The following is a 14,311-nucleotide window of genomic DNA, read 5'->3' as shown; positions in this document are numbered from 1 at the left end:
CCTACACCCGGGGCAGGGTGATGCCCTTTTGCCCCTGGTACTTCCCCTTGCGGTCCTTGTAGGTCACCTCGGGCCTTGGGCCTTCCAGGAAGACGATCTGCACAATCCCTTCCCCGGCGTAGACCTTGGCGGGAAGGGGGGTGGTGTTGGAGATTTCCAAGGTCACGTGCCCTTCCCAGCCAGGCTCCAAGGGGGTGACGTTGGCCACGATGCCGCAGCGGGCGTAGGTGCTCTTGCCCAGGGCGATGGCGATCACGTTCTCGGGCATGCGGATGTACTCTATGCTTCGGGTGAGGGCGAAGGAGTTGGGGGGGATGATGACTTCCTCCCCCTCGTACTCCACGAAGCTCCGCTCGTCAAACCCCTTGGGGTCCACCACCGTGGAGAAGACGTTGGTGAAGATCTTCCACTCCGGGGCGGCCCTCAGGTCGTAGCCGAAGGAGGAAAGGCCGTAGCTTATGACCCCTTCCCGCACGAGCCTTTCCTCAAAGGGCTCAATCATTCCCTTTTTGGCCATCTCCCGGATCCACCAGTCCGGCTTAATCATGCCTTCAACTATAGCGGCTAGACTTTCCTTATGCGCAAGGCCTGGGCCCTTCTCATCCTCTTGGCCGCCTGCGGCACCCAAGACCCCACGGGGACGGGCCTCGAGGCCCTCCGCCTCACCGCCACCTCCTTGCCTCCCGCCTACCTGGGCGAGCCCTACAGCGCCACCTTCAGCGCCGAAGGGGGGGTGAGGCCCTACACCTTCAGCCTGGAGGGCAAGCTCCCCCAGGGCCTCACCTTCCAGGGGGGGCGGCTTGGCGGCGTGCCCAAGGAGAAGGGCCAGTTCCCCCTCATCCTCACCGTGGAGGACGGGGCCAAGAACAGCCGGGCCCAAAAGCTCACCCTCAGCGTTTCCGATCCGCCACCCCCCAGGCTCACCTTGGTGGCCCCCCAGGCCCAGGTGGAGGCCCCCTTCCTCCTCCTGGCCCGGGTGGAGGTGCGGGAGGCGGTGGGCTTTCAACTGGAGCTTCCCCTAAAGGACCTCACCCCCGCCTTGGAAAGCCTGAAGGCGGCGAGCCCCGCCCACCTTCTGGACTACGACCCGGGGACGGGCCTCCTCCGCCTGGATATGGCCTTCGCCAAGCCCGTGAAGGACCAGGAGGTCTTCCGCCTCCTCCTCACCCCCGCAAAGCCCCTCACCCCCCGGCTTTCCCCCAAGGTGGTCCTCTACGACAAGGAGGGGAAGCCCGTGGGCCAGGCCCTGCCTCGGGGCAAGCCCTTCGCCTCGCTTTGGGAGGTGGCGCAGAACCTGGGCAAGGAGGGCCAGGGGCTCAAGGGGGATGTAAACGGGGACGGCAAGGTGGATGGCGAGGACCTAAAGGCCCTGGGCGAGGGGTACTTTTCCAAACAGGCTCCCGCCAGCCCGGAAGGGGAGGAGAAGGCACCGTAAAGGGGGTGGCGCCCCCCCACTTCCATGAGGGGGTGGCCCGAGCGGGGGAAAGCGAGCCGGGGGTCTTGTTAAAGGGCCCGGCGGATGGCCTCGGCGTCCTCTTCCCGGTAGCCGTAGAGGGTGACCTCGAGGGTGTCCGGCGCCCGCTTGATCTCTTCCAGCATCACCCGGGCCACCTCCGCCACGGGAAGCCCGCCTACCCCTGTGCCCAAGAGGGGGAAGGCCACGGTTTTCAGGCCCAGCGCCACCGCCTTCTCCAAGGCGCTTCGGGTGGCTTGGCGTACCGTCTCCAGGCTCGCCGGCTCGTCCCCTAAGACGGCGGCGTGGATCACATGGCGCACGGGCAGGCTTCCCGCCCCCGTGACCGCCGCTTCCCCCACCCGGATCTTGCCAATCCGGTCGCACTCCTCCTGGATGGAGGGCCCCCCCTTGCGCAAGATGGCCCCCGCCACCCCCGCCCCCAGTCTCAGGTAGTTGTTGGCGGCGTTGACGATGGCGTCCCCCCGGAACTCGGTGATGTCCCCTTGGGCCACGCGGATTCGGGCCATGCCCTTATTTTCCCTTACAATGGGCCTGATGTCACGGGATCTTCTGGGCCTCGAGGGGCGGATCGTCATGGTGACCGGGGCCGGCCGGGGCTTCGGGCGGGCCATCGCCCACGGCTACGGGCGCAACGGGGCCACGGTCATCGCCGTGGACCCGGACGTGGAGCTGGCCACCTCCGTGGCCTCCGAGGTGGAGGCCTTGGGGGCCACCGCCATCCCCATCCGCGGGGATATGAGCGTGGTCTTGGACGTGACCAGCACCTTTGAGAAGGTGGAGGAGCTCTTTGGCCTCCTGGACGGCATCGTCCACGTCACCACCGCCGAAAGCAAGACTCCCTTCGTGGAACTCCTGGAAGGGGAGTGGTACGACCTCATGAGCCAGGACGTGAAGAGTAGCTTGTACGTCCTGCAGCACGGCCTCCGCCACCTGGCGGGGGGCGGCTTCGTCACCTTGGTCCTGCCGCCCGCGGCCCGGATTGAGCCCCACACCCTTTCCGTGCGCAAGGCGGTGGAAGGGCTCATTGAGGGGGCGAGCCGCACCTTCCCCGGGGTGCGGGTGAACGGGGTGGTGCCTTCCCGCGATCCCGTGGGGGAGGCGTACGACCAGGCCCTGGTGCGGGCCGCCTTGGGCCTCGGCTCCATGGTTTCGGAGGGCATCCGGGGGGTGGTGCTGGAGGTGCAGCTTCCCGAGCCCCCCGCTCCGCCCGAGGTCTACGAGCTCCTGCGGGAAGTCCCATGAAGTGCCCGTACTGCGGCCATCCCGACACCCGGGTGGTGGACTCTCGCCCCTCCGACGAGGGGGCGGCCATCCGCCGCCGCAGGGAGTGCCCCGCTTGTGGCCGCCGCTTCACCACCTACGAGCGCACGCAGCTGGAGCCCTTGATGGTGGTCAAGCGGGATGGGCGCAAGGAGCCCTTCAACCCGGACAAGCTCCTCCGGGGGCTCCTCTTGGCCTGCGAAAAGCGGCCCGTGGACCAGGAGGCCCTGCGGCGCTTCGCCTACACCTTTGAAGACCAGGTGGCGGGCCCGGAGATCACCTCGGAGGAGATCGGCCTCAAGGCCATGGCCTTTTTGCGCGACCTAGACCACGTGGCCTACATCCGCTTCGCCTCCGTCTACCGGGAGTTTGACTCCGTGGAGCGCTTCATTGAGGAGATCCGCCGGCTAGAGGGTGTTGACAAGAAGGAAGGAGGTTGATAGCATAGCTTTTGCTGCGCGGGCGAAGCCCAAGCAGGGGGATCTTGAAAAGGGGAGAGCAGAGGTCAACGCAAACACGCATCTAACGCCATCATGGCGTCTTTTTTGTGGAGAGTTTGATCCTGGCTCAGGGTGAACGCTGGCGGCGTGCCTAAGACATGCAAGTCGGGCGGGCCACGGGGTTTTACTCTGTGGTCAGCGGCGGACGGGTGAGTAACGCGTGGGTGACCTACCCGGAAGTGTGGGACAACCCGGGGAAACTCGGGCTAATCCCGCATGTGGTCATGTCCTGTGGGGCATGATTAAAGGGCCGAGGGGTCTGCTTCCGGATGGGCCCGCGTCCCATCAGCTAGTTGGTGGGGTAAAGGCCCACCAAGGCGACGACGGGTAGCCGGTCTGAGAGGATGGCCGGCCACAGGGGCACTGAGACACGGGCCCCACTCCTACGGGAGGCAGCAGTTAGGAATCTTCCGCAATGGGCGCAAGCCTGACGGAGCGACGCCGCTTGGAGGAGGAAGCCCTTCGGGGTGTAAACTCCTGAACTGGGGACGAAAGCCCTGATGAGGGGGATGACGGTACCCAGGTAATAGCGCCGGCCAACTCCGTGCCAGCAGCCGCGGTAATACGGAGGGCGCGAGCGTTACCCGGATTTACTGGGCGTAAAGGGCGTGTAGGCGGCTTGGGGCGTCCCATGTGAAAGACCACGGCTCAACCGTGGGGGAGCGTGGGATACGCTCAGGCTAGACGGCGGGAGGGGGTGGTGGAATTCCCGGAGTAGCGGTGAAATGCGCAGATACCGGGAGGAACGCCGATGGCGAAGGCAGCCACCTGGCTCGTTCGTGACGCTGAGGCGCGAAAGCGTGGGGAGCAAACCGGATTAGATACCCGGGTAGTCCACGCCCTAAACGATGCGCGCTAGGTCTCTGGGTTTTCTGGGGGCCGAAGCCAACGCGTTAAGCGCGCCGCCTGGGGAGTACGGCCGCAAGGCTGAAACTCAAAGGAATTGACGGGGGCCCGCACAAGCGGTGGAGCATGTGGTTTAATTCGAAGCAACGCGAAGAACCTTACCAGGCCTTGACATGCTAGGGGACCTACCTGAAAGGGTGGGGTGCCCTGCGAGGGGAGCCCTAGCACAGGTGCTGCATGGCCGTCGTCAGCTCGTGTCGTGAGATGTTGGGTTAAGTCCCGCAACGAGCGCAACCCCTGCCGTTAGTTGCCAGCGGGTGAAGCCGGGCACTCTAACGGGACTGCCTGCGAAAGCAGGAGGAAGGCGGGGACGACGTCTGGTCATCATGGCCCTTACGGCCTGGGCGACACACGTGCTACAATGCCCACTACAGAGCGTTGCGACCTGGTGACGGGGAGCGAATCGCGGAAAGGTGGGCGTAGTTCGGATTGGGGTCTGCAACCCGACCCCATGAAGCCGGAATCGCTAGTAATCGCGGATCAGCCATGCCGCGGTGAATACGTTCCCGGGCCTTGTACACACCGCCCGTCACGCCATGGGAGCGGGTTCTACCCGAAGTCGCCGGGAGCCTGAGGGCAGGCGCCGAGGGTAGGGCCCGTGACTGGGGCGAAGTCGTAACAAGGTAGCTGTACCGGAAGGTGCGGCTGGATCACCTCCTTTCTAAGGAGCTTAAGGCCTCTGCTCTCCCCTTTTGGATCCTTGGGGGCGCCTTCGGGCGCCCTTTTTTATTGCCGAGGAGCGGAGTCTTGCGCAGGAAGCGTCAGGTGCGGGCAGCCAGGAAGCGGGTGGTTCCGCCGGGGGGGTGGTCCTCCGTGGGGACCCGCCCGAGGTCCTGGTGGTGTCCCTGAAAGGGGGGAGGGTGGTCACCTTGCCCAAAGGCCAGGTGGAGCCGGGAGAGCGTTACCCTGAGACCGCCGTGCGGGAGGTGCGGGAGGAGACCGGGGTAGAGGCGGCGGTACTCTCTCCCGTGGGCAAGGTGCGCTACTACTTCACGGTGAAGGACGGGGAGGTCCCGGTGACGGTGAGCAAGGAGGTGCACTACTTCCTCATGGCCTACCGGGGCGGGGAGCCCAGACCCCAGCTTTCCGAGGTGGAGGCGGCCTACTTCTTGCCGGTGGCTGAGGCCTTAAACCGGCTTTCCTACCCCAACGAGCGGGACATGCTCCGCAAGGCCCTTATGCGGTACAGGCGGGGTTAAGCGGGCTGGGCGCTGGGGTTGAGCAGGGTGAAAGCGGCTTCCTCTGGGGAGACCTCGCCTTGGGCCACGCGCCGGACCAGTTCCCCGGCCTGTTGGGTGCGGCGGCGGCCCCATTCCTGGATGACGCTTTCCACCTCAAACCGGGCCCGCTCCAGGCGGTGGCCCTCCAGGAGGCCGTGGGCCTCGAGGTGGCGGTGGTGGGCTTCCAGCCCCTCAAAAAGCGCCTCTACCCCCTCCCCTGTGGCCGCCACCGTGGGGTAGATGGGGGGGCGCCAACCCCCAGGCCTTGGGGGCGAGAGCTCTAGGGCGCTTTTCAGCTCCTGGATGAGGCGCTCCCCGCCCGGCAGGTCAAACTTGTTCACGGCGAAGAGGTCGGCGATCTCCATAACCCCCGCCTTGAAGGCCTGCACCGCATCCCCCGCCGCGGGGGTGAGGACGAGGAGGGTGGTGTCCGCCACCCGGGCGATGTCCACCTCGCTTTGGCCCACCCCCACGGTTTCCACGAAGATGCGGTCAAAGCCGAAGGCTTCCAGGAGGGCCAAGGCCGCCACCGTGGCCCCGGCAAGCCCTCCTAGGGCGCCCCGGGAAGCCAGGGAGCGGATGTAGACCCCGGGGTCTTGGTGGTGGCGCATCATGCGGATCCGGTCGCCCAGTATGGCCCCCCCGGTGAAGGGGCTGCTGGGGTCCACCGCCAGCACCCCCACCCTTTCGCCCTGCTTGCGGGCCTCGAGGATGAGGCGGTCCGTGAGGGTACTCTTCCCCGCCCCTGGGCTTCCGGTGATGCCCACCACCTTGGCCCTTCCTTGGCCCCGCACCCGCTTGAGGAGAGCCTGGCCCAGGGGGTGGCCGGCTTCCACCAAGGTGAGGGCCCGGGCCAAAGCCCGCACGTCCCCCGCCCGAAAGCGGCTTTCCAGCTCCTCCAGGTGGGCTTCCTGCGCCATAGGGCTATTCTACGCTTTTTTGCAGGAGCGTATCATTCCGCCAGGGCCACGCAGGCCACCTCCACCCGCACCCCTCGGGGCAGGGCCTTGACCGCCACCGTGGCCCGGGCGGGGTAGGGAGGGGAGAAGTAGCGGGCGTAGACCTCATTGAAGCCGGGAAAGTCCTCCATGTCCGCCAAGAAGCAGGTGGTCTGCACTACCCGGTCCAGCCCGGAGCCCGCCGCCTCGAGGATGGCCTTGAGGTTTTCCATCACCCGCTCGGCCTGCTGGCGGATGTCCCCCTCCACCACGGCGCCCTCCGGGGTCAGGGGGATCTGGCCGGAAACGAAGACGAGCCCTCCGGCCCGCACCGCTTGGCTATAGGGGCCGATGGCCTGGGGGGCTTTTTCGGTCTGAACGGCTTCCATGCCCCTATCCTACGGCGAAGCGGTAGAGTTTGCCCGAAAGGCTCGCCACCAGCACCTCTCCCGGCAGGGGCAAGGGGGGCACCTGCACCGCCCCCAGGCCCGTGGCCTCAAAGACCACCTGGCCCCGCCGGTCCACCGCCAGGAAGCGGCCCTCCTCCGTGGCGGCGAAAACGTGCCCCGAGGCGTAGGAGAGCCCCGCCGTTACCTTGCCCACCTCCAGGCTCCACACCTCCTCCCCCGTGGCGGCGTCCAGGGCCCGAAGGACCCCATCCCATGCGGCCACATAGACCCGCTCCCCGTCCAGGGCAAGCCCGCCCCATATCTCGCCCTCCACCGCGGCGTTCCAAAGGGTTTCCCGGCTCAAGGGGTCAAAGGCGTAGACCTCCCCTTCCCAGGTGGGGATGAAAAGCAGCCCCCGCCCCGCGGCCACGGGGGCGTGGATGGACCCGGTGCGCACCTTGTAGCGAAGGACGCCCGTTTCCGGGTCCAGGGCGTAGAGCCACCCGTCCTCCGAGCCCACGAAGAGGAGCCCCCGGTAAAAGGTGGGGCTTGCGGAGAGGTGCCCCCCGGCCCGGAAGCGGAAGAGGGGAGCGTCCTTGTGGAAGGCGTACAGGGTGCCGTCGCGGCTCGCCACGTAGACCCGCTCTCCCAAGACCAAGGGAGCGGCGGTGACCTCCGCCCCGGTTTCCACGCTCCACTCCAGGTGGCGGCCGCGGAAACGCCGCACCTTGCCGTCAAAGCTTCCCACATACACCCCGCCCCGCACCACCGGGGGGGCGGTGGCCTCCTCGGGCAGGGCCTCCCGGCGCACCTCCCCGCTAAGGAGGTCCACCTCCACCCAACCCCGGCCCACCCCCAGGTACACCCGCCCCCCGGCGTAGACTATCTCCCCGGGCCAGGCCGCCTCTCCCCCCAGGTCCACCTTGCCCTTGAGGGCGAGCCGTCTGGGGTCCGGGGCCAGGGGGTAGTGGCCAGAGCGGCCCGCCCCCGCCCGGGGGGTGGAAAGGCGCAGGGCCTGGAACTCCCTTAGGGCGCTATAGAAGAGGTCGGGGTGGGCGGGGCGCTCCTCGGGGTGCTTGGCCAGAAGCCCCAGCACCGCCTGCCCCACTCCCTTGGGGATGGCGGGGTTCAGGGCTTCCGGGGGCCTTGGCTCCTCGTACACATGCTGGTAGAGGACCGCTTGGTCGTTTTCCCCCTCAAAGGGAGGGCGGCCGGTGAGGGTGCGGTAGAGGACCGCTCCCAGGCTGTAGAGGTCGGCTTTGGGGGTGAGGGGGAGACCCTTGGCTTGCTCCGGGGCCATGTAGGTGGGGGTGCCCAGGGTGTAGCCCGTGCGGGTCAGGTGGCGGCTTTCCTGGAGCAGGTAGGCCAGGCCGAAGTCCATCACCTTGGGGTGGCCTTCCTTGGTGAGGAGGATGTTCTTGGGGGTCAGGTCCCGGTGGAGGATGCCTTGGGCGTGGAGGTGGGCCAAGGCTTCCATGACCTGGGCTGCCGCCAGGAGGATCCTGTCCCCTTCCGGTCCCTCCTCAAACGGGCCCAGGCGGTCAAAGGTGCCCCCCTCCACCAGCTCCATGACGAAATAGGGCCGCCCCTCCTCCTCCCCCAGGTCCAGGACCTGGACGATGCCGGGATGGAAGAGGCGGGAAAGGGCCCGGACCTCCAAAAGGAACCGCTCCCGCTCAGGGGGCAGGGCCCTGGGGTGGAGGAGCTTCACCGCCACTTTCCGCCCCAGGCGCTCGTCCACCGCTTGCCACACCTCGGCCATGCCCCCGGAGCCCAGGGGGGCCTCGAGGCGGTACCGCCCGGCCAGGAGCATCCGGGTCATTTTAGGGGGTTTCTTCCTCGGGCTCCAAGCGCTTCAAGAGCTCGGCCAATTCCTCCTTGCCCTCTTCCAGTTCCTGGACAATTTTGGCGATGGCCAGGCGCACCACCTCCGACTTGGACACCAGCCGCTCGGGGCTGGAGAGGGCGTAGGCCGCCCGGGTGAGGAGGGCGTCCTGCTCCTCGGAGATGACCACCTGCAGCCGCTTTTTCTCCTTCTTGGGCATACCGCTCCTTGGCGGGTAGTGTAGCAAAAACCGCATGGCCTTGACAATGCACACCTTCCTGTATATCCTCACGGTGAGTAAGGTGAGTATGATGCTCACGGACTCGGGGCGGAGCAAGATCCTGCGGATTGAAGGGGGCTCTCCCCTGTCCGGCGAGCTTCGCGTCTACCCGGCCAAGAACGCCGCCTTGCCCATCCTGGCGGCAAGCCTCCTCACCCCGGAGCCCATCACCTTGGTGGAGGTGCCGCGGCTTCGGGACGTGGAGGTGATGCTGGAGCTCCTGGCCCACCTGGGGACCCATTACCAGTGGGAAGGGCGCACCCTCCACCTCCACACCCCCGAGATCCGCAACACCCACGCCCCCTACGAGCTGGTGGGGCAGATGCGGGCCAGCTTCATCGTTTGGGGGGCCCTTTTGGCCCGGGTGGGGGAGGGGCGCATCTCCCTGCCCGGGGGGTGCGCCTTCGGCGCCCGCCCCGTGGACCAGCACGTGAAGGCCCTCCGGGCCTTGGGGGCCGAGGTGGTGGAGGAGGAGGGGACCTTCTACGCCCGGCGCGTCCGCCCCCTTTCCGGGCGGGTGGTCTTTGACCTACCCACGGTGGGGGGGACGGAACAGGCCATGCTGGCCGTGGCCTTGGGCGGCGAGGCCACCTTGGTCCAAGCGGCCATGGAGCCGGAGATTGAGGACCTGGGGCGTTTCCTCCGCATGCTGGGGGTGAAGGTGGAGGGCTTGGGGAGCGCCATGGTGCACGTCCGCGGTGCCAAGCGCCTGGGCGGGGGGACGTACCGCATCATCCCCGACCGCATTGAGGCGGGCACCTACCTCCTGGCGGCGGCGGCCACCCGGGGGGCCATCACCCTGCGCGAGGTGCGCCCCGACCACCTGGACGCCCTTTTGGACAAGCTCCGCCAGGCGGGGCACCGCTTGGAGGTGGGGCCTGACTGGATCCACTTCACCGCCACCAAGGACCCCCTTCCCCTTTTTGTGGAGGCCCGGGAGTACCCCGGCTTCCCCACGGACCTCCAGCCCATCGTGACCGCCTATTTGGCCACGGTGCCCGGGCAAAGCGCCGTGAGCGACCGCGTCTACCCCGACCGCTTCACCCACGTGGGGGAGCTGGCCCGCATGGGAGCGGAGCTTTACCTGCGGGACCGGACGCTTTTGGTCCAGGGCCGACGCCTCCACGGGGCCCAGGTGAAGGCCTTGGACATCCGCGCCGGCGGCGCCTTGGTGGTGGCGGCCTTGAGCGCCGAGGGAGTTTCCGAGATTGAGGGGGTCTACTTCCTGGAACGGGGGTACGAGGACCTGGAGGAGCGCCTGAAGGCCCTGGGGGCCCGGGTGGGCGTGGCGGAGGTGGCTTTGGCCCAGGCGGCGGACTAGCCCAATAGCCCCAAGGCCTCGGGGAAGCGGAAGAAAAGCCGGTTCCGCTCCAGCTCGGGGCTATAGGCAGCCTCCACGTAGCCTGCGAGGCGGAGGGCTTCCAGCACCTCCTTGGCCACCGCCCGGTCCCCCTCCAGCCTGCCGGTGAGGAAGGTGAGGGCTTCTTCCTCCTCGTCCCCCTCGCCCACGAACTCCCGGTACTCCTGGTCCAGGGCCTGCATCAGGGCCTGAAGGTCCACAGGCCTTTCCGTGAAGAACCAGCGGCTTTTGGCCCCGGGGAGGAAGTGGGCGTAGCCTTGGGCCTCGAGGGCTTGGGCCAGGCGCACCGCCTCGGGGTGGGGGTAGCCCCGCTGGACCAGAAGGGTCACCAAGGCGTCCCGCTCCCCGGGAAGCCCTTCGGGGTGGCCTTGGCGCAGGGCTTGGGCCAGGTCTTTGAGGTCCATACCATCACCTCCTAGAGCTATAATAAATCTTGCGCGTGATGTTATCAAGGCAAGGTTTTGCGCTATACTGAAGGCGGTATGGACTTGGACCTTCTCGCCAAACGCTTAGAGAGCCTCCGGGGGTATCTTTGACATCCCCGGAAAGGAAGCCCGGCTGCAGGAGCTAAACCGGCGCCTCGAGGACCCCACCCTCTGGCAAAACCCGGAGGAGGCAAGGCGGGTGAGCCAGGAGGCGGCCCGCCTCAGGCGGGTGGTGGACACCTTCCGCTCCCTAGAGGGAGACCTCCAGGGCCTCCTTGAGCTTTGGGAGGAGCTTCCCGCCGAGGAGCGGGAGGCCTTGAGGCCCGAGCTGGAGGAGGCGGCCAAGAAGCTGGACGACCTCTACCACGAAACCCTCCTCAGCTTCCCCCACGCCGAGAAAAACGCCATCCTCACCATCCAACCCGGGGCGGGGGGCACGGAGGCCTGCGACTGGGCGGAGATGCTTTTCCGCATGTACACCCGCTTCGCCGAGCGCCAAGGCTTCCAGGTGGAGGTGGTGGACCTCACGCCGGGGGCGGAGGCGGGGATTGACTACGCCCAGATCCTGGTGAAGGGGGAAAACGCCTACGGCCTTCTTTCCCCCGAGGCGGGGGTGCACCGCCTGGTGCGGCCTTCCCCCTTTGACGCCTCGGGCCGCCGCCACACCTCCTTCGCCGGGGTGGAGGTGGTGCCGGAGGTGGACGAGAGTGTGGAGGTGGTGATCCGCCCCGAGGATCTGCGCATTGACGTCTTCCGCTCCCAAGGCCACGGGGGGCAGGGGGTGAACACCACGGACTCCGCGGTGCGCATCGTCCACCTGCCCACGGGGATCACCGTCACCTGCCAGACCACCCGGAGCCAGATCAAGAACAAGGAGCTGGCCCTAAAGGTCCTCCGCTCCCGGCTTTTTGAGCTGGAGTGGAAGAAGAAGCAGGAGGAGCTGAGGAAGCTCAAGGGCGAGGTGCGGCCCATTGAGTGGGGAAGCCAGATCCGCAGCTACGTCTTGGACAAGCAGTACGTGAAGGACCACCGCACGGGGCTCATGCGCTTTGACCCGCAAAACGTCCTGGACGGGGACCTCATGGACTTCATCTGGGCGGGGCTGGAGTGGAAGGCAGGCCGCCGCCAAGCGGCGGAAGAGGTGGAGGCGGACTAGCCCACGGCCCGGCGCAGGAGGGCTTGGATCTGGGCCTCCTCCTCCGGGCCTAGATCTTTTAGGGCAAAAGCCACGGGCCACATCCTTCCCTGGTCCAACCGGGCCTGGTCGGTGAAGCCCAAGGTGGCGTAGCGGGTCTTGAAGCGGTGGGCGGGCTGGAAGAAGCAGAGGACCTTGCCCTTTAGGGCGTAGGCGGGCATGCCGTACCAAAGGCGCAAGGTGAGGGCGGGGGCGGTCTTTTGCACCAGGGCGTGGAGGCGGAGGGCCAAGGAGCGGTCGGGCTCGGGCCAGCCTTCTATGGCCGCCAACACCGCCTCGGGGTCTTGGGGGCGGGCCATGCTAGTAGACGTCCTCCGGGGCCTTGTAAACCTCCCCGGTAAGCCAGTAGATGACCCGCTCCGCCACGTTTTCCAGGTGGTCCCCGAGCCGCTCGTAGCTGCGGGCCACCCGCATCAGGGTGAGGGCCTTGGTGATGGTCCTGGGGTCTTCCATCATGTAGGTGATGAGCTCCCGGGTCACCTCCTCGTAGAGGCCGTCCACCTGGTCGTCCAGTTCCAGGACCTTACGGGCGAGGGCGGCGTCCCGCTCGGCCACGCTCCTCCCTAGGGTGTCCGTCATCTCCAGAAGGCGCCGGCCCATCTCCGGCAGGGTCACGTAGCGCTTCAAGGGGGGTTCCTTGCTCAGGAGGAGGGTGTCTTCCGCCACGTGCATGGCGTAGTCCCCCGCCCGCTCCAGATCGGTGAGGGCCTTGATGACGGTGAAGATGAGCCGGAGGTCCGTGGCCACGGGCTGGTGGCGGGCGATGACGGCGATGGCCTGGTTTTCAACCTTAAGCTCCAGGGCGTCCACCTCCTTGTCCTTGGCGATGACCTCCTGGGCCCGGGCGGCGTCTTGCTGGACGAGGGCCTCCGTGGCCTCCTGGGTCATCTCCCGCACCAGGGAGAGCATCCTTAGGGTTTCTTCCAATAGCTGGTTGAGCGCTCGGTCAAGGGCTTCCCGCATGGGTTCCTCCTTGCTTTAGTCTAGGGGAAGGCGGATGCCGAAAACGTTCTCCGCCCCTTCCCGCTTGGCGTAGGCCTCGCCTCCCAGGCCTCGAGCCAGACGGCGCACCAGGTAAAGGCCAAGCCCCTGCCCCAAGCCCCCCTGGAACCCCCGGCGCCCGGGGAGGAAGAGGGTCTCGTAGTCGGGTAAGGGAGGGCCTTGGTCCCGCACCTCCAGGTGGAGGTGGCCGTCTTCCACCCGCGCGCAGAGGTGGATGGGGTCTTGGCCGTACTTGAGGGCATTCTCCAGAAGGTTCAGGAGGATCTGGAAGAGGGCGTCGGGGTCGGTGTGGACGGTGTAGGGGAGGTGGACCTCCACCCGCCTTCCCCGAAGCCTTTCCTGAAGGAGCCTTTCCAGGCGGGGCCAGAGCTCCTCCAGGGGAAAGGTTCGCTTGGGGCCGGGCTGGGTGAAGGAAAGGCTTTGCGCCAGGCGGCCCAAGCGGGCCACCTCCCCTTTAAGGAGGTCCAGGACCTCTTTTTCCTGCCGGGTCCTGGGGGTCAGGGCCTCCAGGAGGGGGCCCATCCCCGCCAGGGGGGTCCTGAGCTCGTGGGCCAGGGTGAGGGTGGCCTCCTCCAAGGCCTCTAGCCGCCGCCTCACCTCGGTTTCGTCCAGGAGGTAGAGCCTCCCCGGAAGGGCCTTGGCCCGAAGGAGGCGGCCCCGCACCTCTAAGGTTCTTTCCCCCCCGTGGAGGGCCAGGGCCTCGAGGCGGTGGTCCCGCAGGGCCAGGAGGAGGGGACGGCCCACCACCTTGTCCCGGCTCACCTCCAGGAGCTCCTCCGCCTTGGGGTTCAGGTAGACCACCTCCCGGTTGCGGTGGAGGACCAGCCCCTCCAGGGCCTCCTCCCAGGCGGCCAGAAGCTCCTTCACCCCGCCTCCCGGAAGCGGTAGCCTATGCCCCGCACCGTTTCCAAAAAGCGGGGCGCTTTGGGGTCTTCCCCGAGCTTTTCCCGGAGTTGCAGCACGTGCTGGTCCACGGTCCTGGGGGTGCCGAGGTAGTCTTGGCCCCAGACCGCCTCCAGGAGCTCCTCCCGGGTGTAGACCCGGCCCGGGCGCTGGGCCAAGAAGGCCAAGAGGGCGAACTCCCGCCGGGTGAGGGGGAGGGGCCTGCCCCCCAGGCTCGCCTCCATGCGCTCCAGGTCCAGGAGGAGGGGGCCCCGCCTGAGGAGCTTGCGCTTTCCCGCCCGGCGCAACAGGGCCTCGAGGCGGGCCAGAAGCTCCTCCGTGGCGAAGGGTTTGGCCAGATAATCGTCCGCCCCCCGGCTCAGGCCCTCCACCCGGTCCCGCACCTCGGCCCGGGCGGTGAGGAGGAGGACGGGAAGCTCGGGGAAAGGGCCCTGCCGCATCCTTTCTAGGAGCTTGATCCCGGGTTCGTCGGGGAGCATCCAGTCTAGGATCACCGCCTCCGCCTCCTTGAGGAGGGGCCAAGCCCCCTGGGCGCTTTCCGCCTCGAGGACCCGGTGCCCGGCCCGCTCCAAGGCGAGGCGAACCCCAAGCCGCACCGCCGGCTCGTCCTCCACCAGGAGCACCGTGGCAA

The 14,311-nt window shown here is 67.4% G+C and carries 17 protein-coding genes and 1 rRNA gene; 7 read left to right on the top strand and 11 right to left on the bottom strand.

What is annotated here, in order from left to right; genetic code table 11:
* Position 1: 1 nt before the first annotated feature.
* Positions 2-547, bottom strand: coding sequence for a dCTP deaminase (dcd, locus tag QT17_RS10145; protein ID WP_039459679.1), 546 nt, complete (start codon positions 545-547; stop codon positions 2-4).
* A 30-nt stretch (positions 548-577) separates the two neighbouring features.
* Between dcd and QT17_RS10140 the strand changes: the two genes are divergently transcribed.
* Positions 578-1,435, top strand: coding sequence for a putative Ig domain-containing protein (locus tag QT17_RS10140; RefSeq protein WP_039459677.1), 858 nt, complete (start codon positions 578-580; stop codon positions 1,433-1,435).
* A gap of 68 nt (positions 1,436-1,503) precedes the next feature.
* Here the strand turns inward: QT17_RS10140 and QT17_RS10135 are convergent, their stop codons facing one another.
* Positions 1,504-1,983, bottom strand: coding sequence for a macro domain-containing protein (locus tag QT17_RS10135; RefSeq protein WP_039459675.1), 480 nt, complete (start codon positions 1,981-1,983; stop codon positions 1,504-1,506).
* A 28-nt stretch (positions 1,984-2,011) separates the two neighbouring features.
* On the opposite strand from QT17_RS10135, the gene QT17_RS10130 reads away from it, so the two are divergent.
* The 4 genes from QT17_RS10130 to QT17_RS10115 all read left to right on the top strand — a co-directional run bounded on the left by QT17_RS10130 (position 2,012) and on the right by QT17_RS10115 (position 5,342).
* Positions 2,012-2,719 (top strand): SDR family NAD(P)-dependent oxidoreductase, encoded by a 708-nt coding sequence (locus QT17_RS10130; protein ID WP_152607381.1) that lies wholly within the window; start codon positions 2,012-2,014, stop codon positions 2,717-2,719.
* Positions 2,716-3,177: a transcriptional regulator NrdR gene (gene nrdR, locus QT17_RS10125; RefSeq protein ID WP_039459674.1), complete on the top strand. Its 462-nt coding sequence runs from the start codon at positions 2,716-2,718 to the stop codon at positions 3,175-3,177. The genes QT17_RS10130 and nrdR overlap by 4 nt, the downstream gene beginning before the upstream one ends.
* A gap of 104 nt (positions 3,178-3,281) precedes the next feature.
* Positions 3,282-4,804 (top strand): 16S ribosomal RNA (locus QT17_RS10120).
* A gap of 142 nt (positions 4,805-4,946) precedes the next feature.
* Positions 4,947-5,342 (top strand): NUDIX hydrolase, encoded by a 396-nt coding sequence (locus QT17_RS10115; protein WP_052155202.1) that lies wholly within the window; start codon positions 4,947-4,949, stop codon positions 5,340-5,342.
* Here QT17_RS10115 and meaB read toward each other — a convergent pair.
* The 4 genes from meaB to QT17_RS10095 are packed head-to-tail and all read right to left on the bottom strand — an operon-like array spanning position 5,339 to position 8,735.
* Entirely contained in the window at positions 5,339-6,283 is a 945-nt protein-coding gene (meaB, locus tag QT17_RS10110; protein ID WP_039459672.1) for a methylmalonyl Co-A mutase-associated GTPase MeaB, read from the bottom strand. The two genes, QT17_RS10115 and meaB, sit on opposite strands and share 4 nt — an antisense overlap.
* A gap of 32 nt (positions 6,284-6,315) precedes the next feature.
* The gene (locus QT17_RS10105) at positions 6,316-6,690 is read right to left on the bottom strand and encodes a RidA family protein (RefSeq protein ID WP_039459670.1); all 375 of its coding nucleotides are present in this window, start codon (positions 6,688-6,690) and stop codon (positions 6,316-6,318) included.
* A gap of 4 nt (positions 6,691-6,694) precedes the next feature.
* Positions 6,695-8,512 carry a PQQ-binding-like beta-propeller repeat protein gene (locus QT17_RS10100; protein ID WP_039459669.1) on the bottom strand — a complete coding sequence of 606 codons (1,818 nt, stop codon included), beginning with the start codon at positions 8,510-8,512 and terminating at the stop codon, positions 6,695-6,697.
* A gap of 1 nt (position 8,513) precedes the next feature.
* Entirely contained in the window at positions 8,514-8,735 is a 222-nt protein-coding gene (locus tag QT17_RS10095) for a hypothetical protein (protein ID WP_039459667.1), read from the bottom strand.
* An 88-nt stretch (positions 8,736-8,823) separates the two neighbouring features.
* Here QT17_RS10095 and murA point away from each other — a divergent pair, with 88 nt between their 5' ends.
* Positions 8,824-10,116: a UDP-N-acetylglucosamine 1-carboxyvinyltransferase gene (gene murA, locus QT17_RS10090; protein ID WP_039459665.1), complete on the top strand. Its 1,293-nt coding sequence runs from the start codon at positions 8,824-8,826 to the stop codon at positions 10,114-10,116.
* Here murA and QT17_RS10085 read toward each other — a convergent pair.
* Positions 10,113-10,559, bottom strand: coding sequence for a hypothetical protein (locus QT17_RS10085; RefSeq protein WP_039459664.1), 447 nt, complete (start codon positions 10,557-10,559; stop codon positions 10,113-10,115). The two genes, murA and QT17_RS10085, sit on opposite strands and share 4 nt — an antisense overlap.
* Before the next feature lie 78 nt (positions 10,560-10,637).
* Here QT17_RS10085 and prfB point away from each other — a divergent pair.
* Positions 10,638-11,736 (top strand): peptide chain release factor 2 gene (gene prfB, locus QT17_RS10080; protein ID WP_152607380.1). Its coding sequence is split into 2 segments (ribosomal slippage): positions 10,638-10,688 and positions 10,690-11,736, totalling 1,098 coding nucleotides; the frame shifts between segments, so codons are not numbered across the junction.
* Here the strand turns inward: prfB and QT17_RS10075 are convergent.
* From QT17_RS10075 to QT17_RS10060, 4 genes are read right to left on the bottom strand one after another with little or no spacing between them, the layout of a single operon-like run.
* Positions 11,733-12,074, bottom strand: a complete 342-nt coding sequence (locus tag QT17_RS10075) for an iron chaperone (protein WP_039459662.1) — start codon at positions 12,072-12,074, stop codon at positions 11,733-11,735. The two genes, prfB and QT17_RS10075, sit on opposite strands and share 4 nt — an antisense overlap.
* A 1-nt stretch (position 12,075) precedes the next feature.
* The gene (phoU, locus tag QT17_RS10070) at positions 12,076-12,738 is read right to left on the bottom strand and encodes a phosphate signaling complex protein PhoU (RefSeq protein WP_039459660.1); all 663 of its coding nucleotides are present in this window, start codon (positions 12,736-12,738) and stop codon (positions 12,076-12,078) included.
* Between the two features lie 15 nt (positions 12,739-12,753).
* Entirely contained in the window at positions 12,754-13,644 is an 891-nt protein-coding gene (locus QT17_RS10065; RefSeq protein ID WP_039459658.1) for an ATP-binding protein, read from the bottom strand.
* Complete coding sequence (locus QT17_RS10060; RefSeq protein WP_039459656.1) at positions 13,641-14,303, bottom strand: response regulator transcription factor; 663 nt, start codon at positions 14,301-14,303, stop codon at positions 13,641-13,643. Before QT17_RS10060 ends, QT17_RS10065 begins: the two co-directional genes overlap by 4 nt.
* Positions 14,304-14,311: the final 8 nt, after the last annotated feature.

Source organism: Thermus sp. 2.9, assembly GCF_000794385.1.
In the GTDB taxonomy this organism is placed as follows: domain Bacteria; phylum Deinococcota; class Deinococci; order Deinococcales; family Thermaceae; genus Thermus; species Thermus thalpophilus.
This window is presented reverse-complemented; position numbering and strand designations above follow the sequence as displayed.

Excerpts from the sequence above, each read along its gene's own strand:
- dcd (WP_039459679.1), bottom strand. The coding sequence starts at position 547 with ATGATTAAGCCGGACTGGTGGATCCGGGAGATGGCCAAAAAGGGAATG.
- QT17_RS10140 (WP_039459677.1), top strand. The coding sequence starts at position 578 with ATGCGCAAGGCCTGGGCCCTTCTCATCCTCTTGGCCGCCTGCGGCACC.
- QT17_RS10135 (WP_039459675.1), bottom strand. The coding sequence starts at position 1,983 with ATGGCCCGAATCCGCGTGGCCCAAGGGGACATCACCGAGTTCCGGGGG.
- QT17_RS10130 (WP_152607381.1), top strand. The coding sequence starts at position 2,012 with ATGTCACGGGATCTTCTGGGCCTCGAGGGGCGGATCGTCATGGTGACC.
- nrdR (WP_039459674.1), top strand. The coding sequence starts at position 2,716 with ATGAAGTGCCCGTACTGCGGCCATCCCGACACCCGGGTGGTGGACTCT.
- meaB (WP_039459672.1), bottom strand. The coding sequence starts at position 6,283 with ATGGCGCAGGAAGCCCACCTGGAGGAGCTGGAAAGCCGCTTTCGGGCG.
- QT17_RS10105 (WP_039459670.1), bottom strand. The coding sequence starts at position 6,690 with ATGGAAGCCGTTCAGACCGAAAAAGCCCCCCAGGCCATCGGCCCCTAT.
- QT17_RS10100 (WP_039459669.1), bottom strand. The coding sequence starts at position 8,512 with ATGACCCGGATGCTCCTGGCCGGGCGGTACCGCCTCGAGGCCCCCCTG.
- QT17_RS10095 (WP_039459667.1), bottom strand. The coding sequence starts at position 8,735 with ATGCCCAAGAAGGAGAAAAAGCGGCTGCAGGTGGTCATCTCCGAGGAG.
- murA (WP_039459665.1), top strand. The coding sequence starts at position 8,824 with ATGATGCTCACGGACTCGGGGCGGAGCAAGATCCTGCGGATTGAAGGG.
- QT17_RS10085 (WP_039459664.1), bottom strand. The coding sequence starts at position 10,559 with ATGGACCTCAAAGACCTGGCCCAAGCCCTGCGCCAAGGCCACCCCGAA.
- QT17_RS10075 (WP_039459662.1), bottom strand. The coding sequence starts at position 12,074 with ATGGCCCGCCCCCAAGACCCCGAGGCGGTGTTGGCGGCCATAGAAGGC.
- phoU (WP_039459660.1), bottom strand. The coding sequence starts at position 12,738 with ATGCGGGAAGCCCTTGACCGAGCGCTCAACCAGCTATTGGAAGAAACC.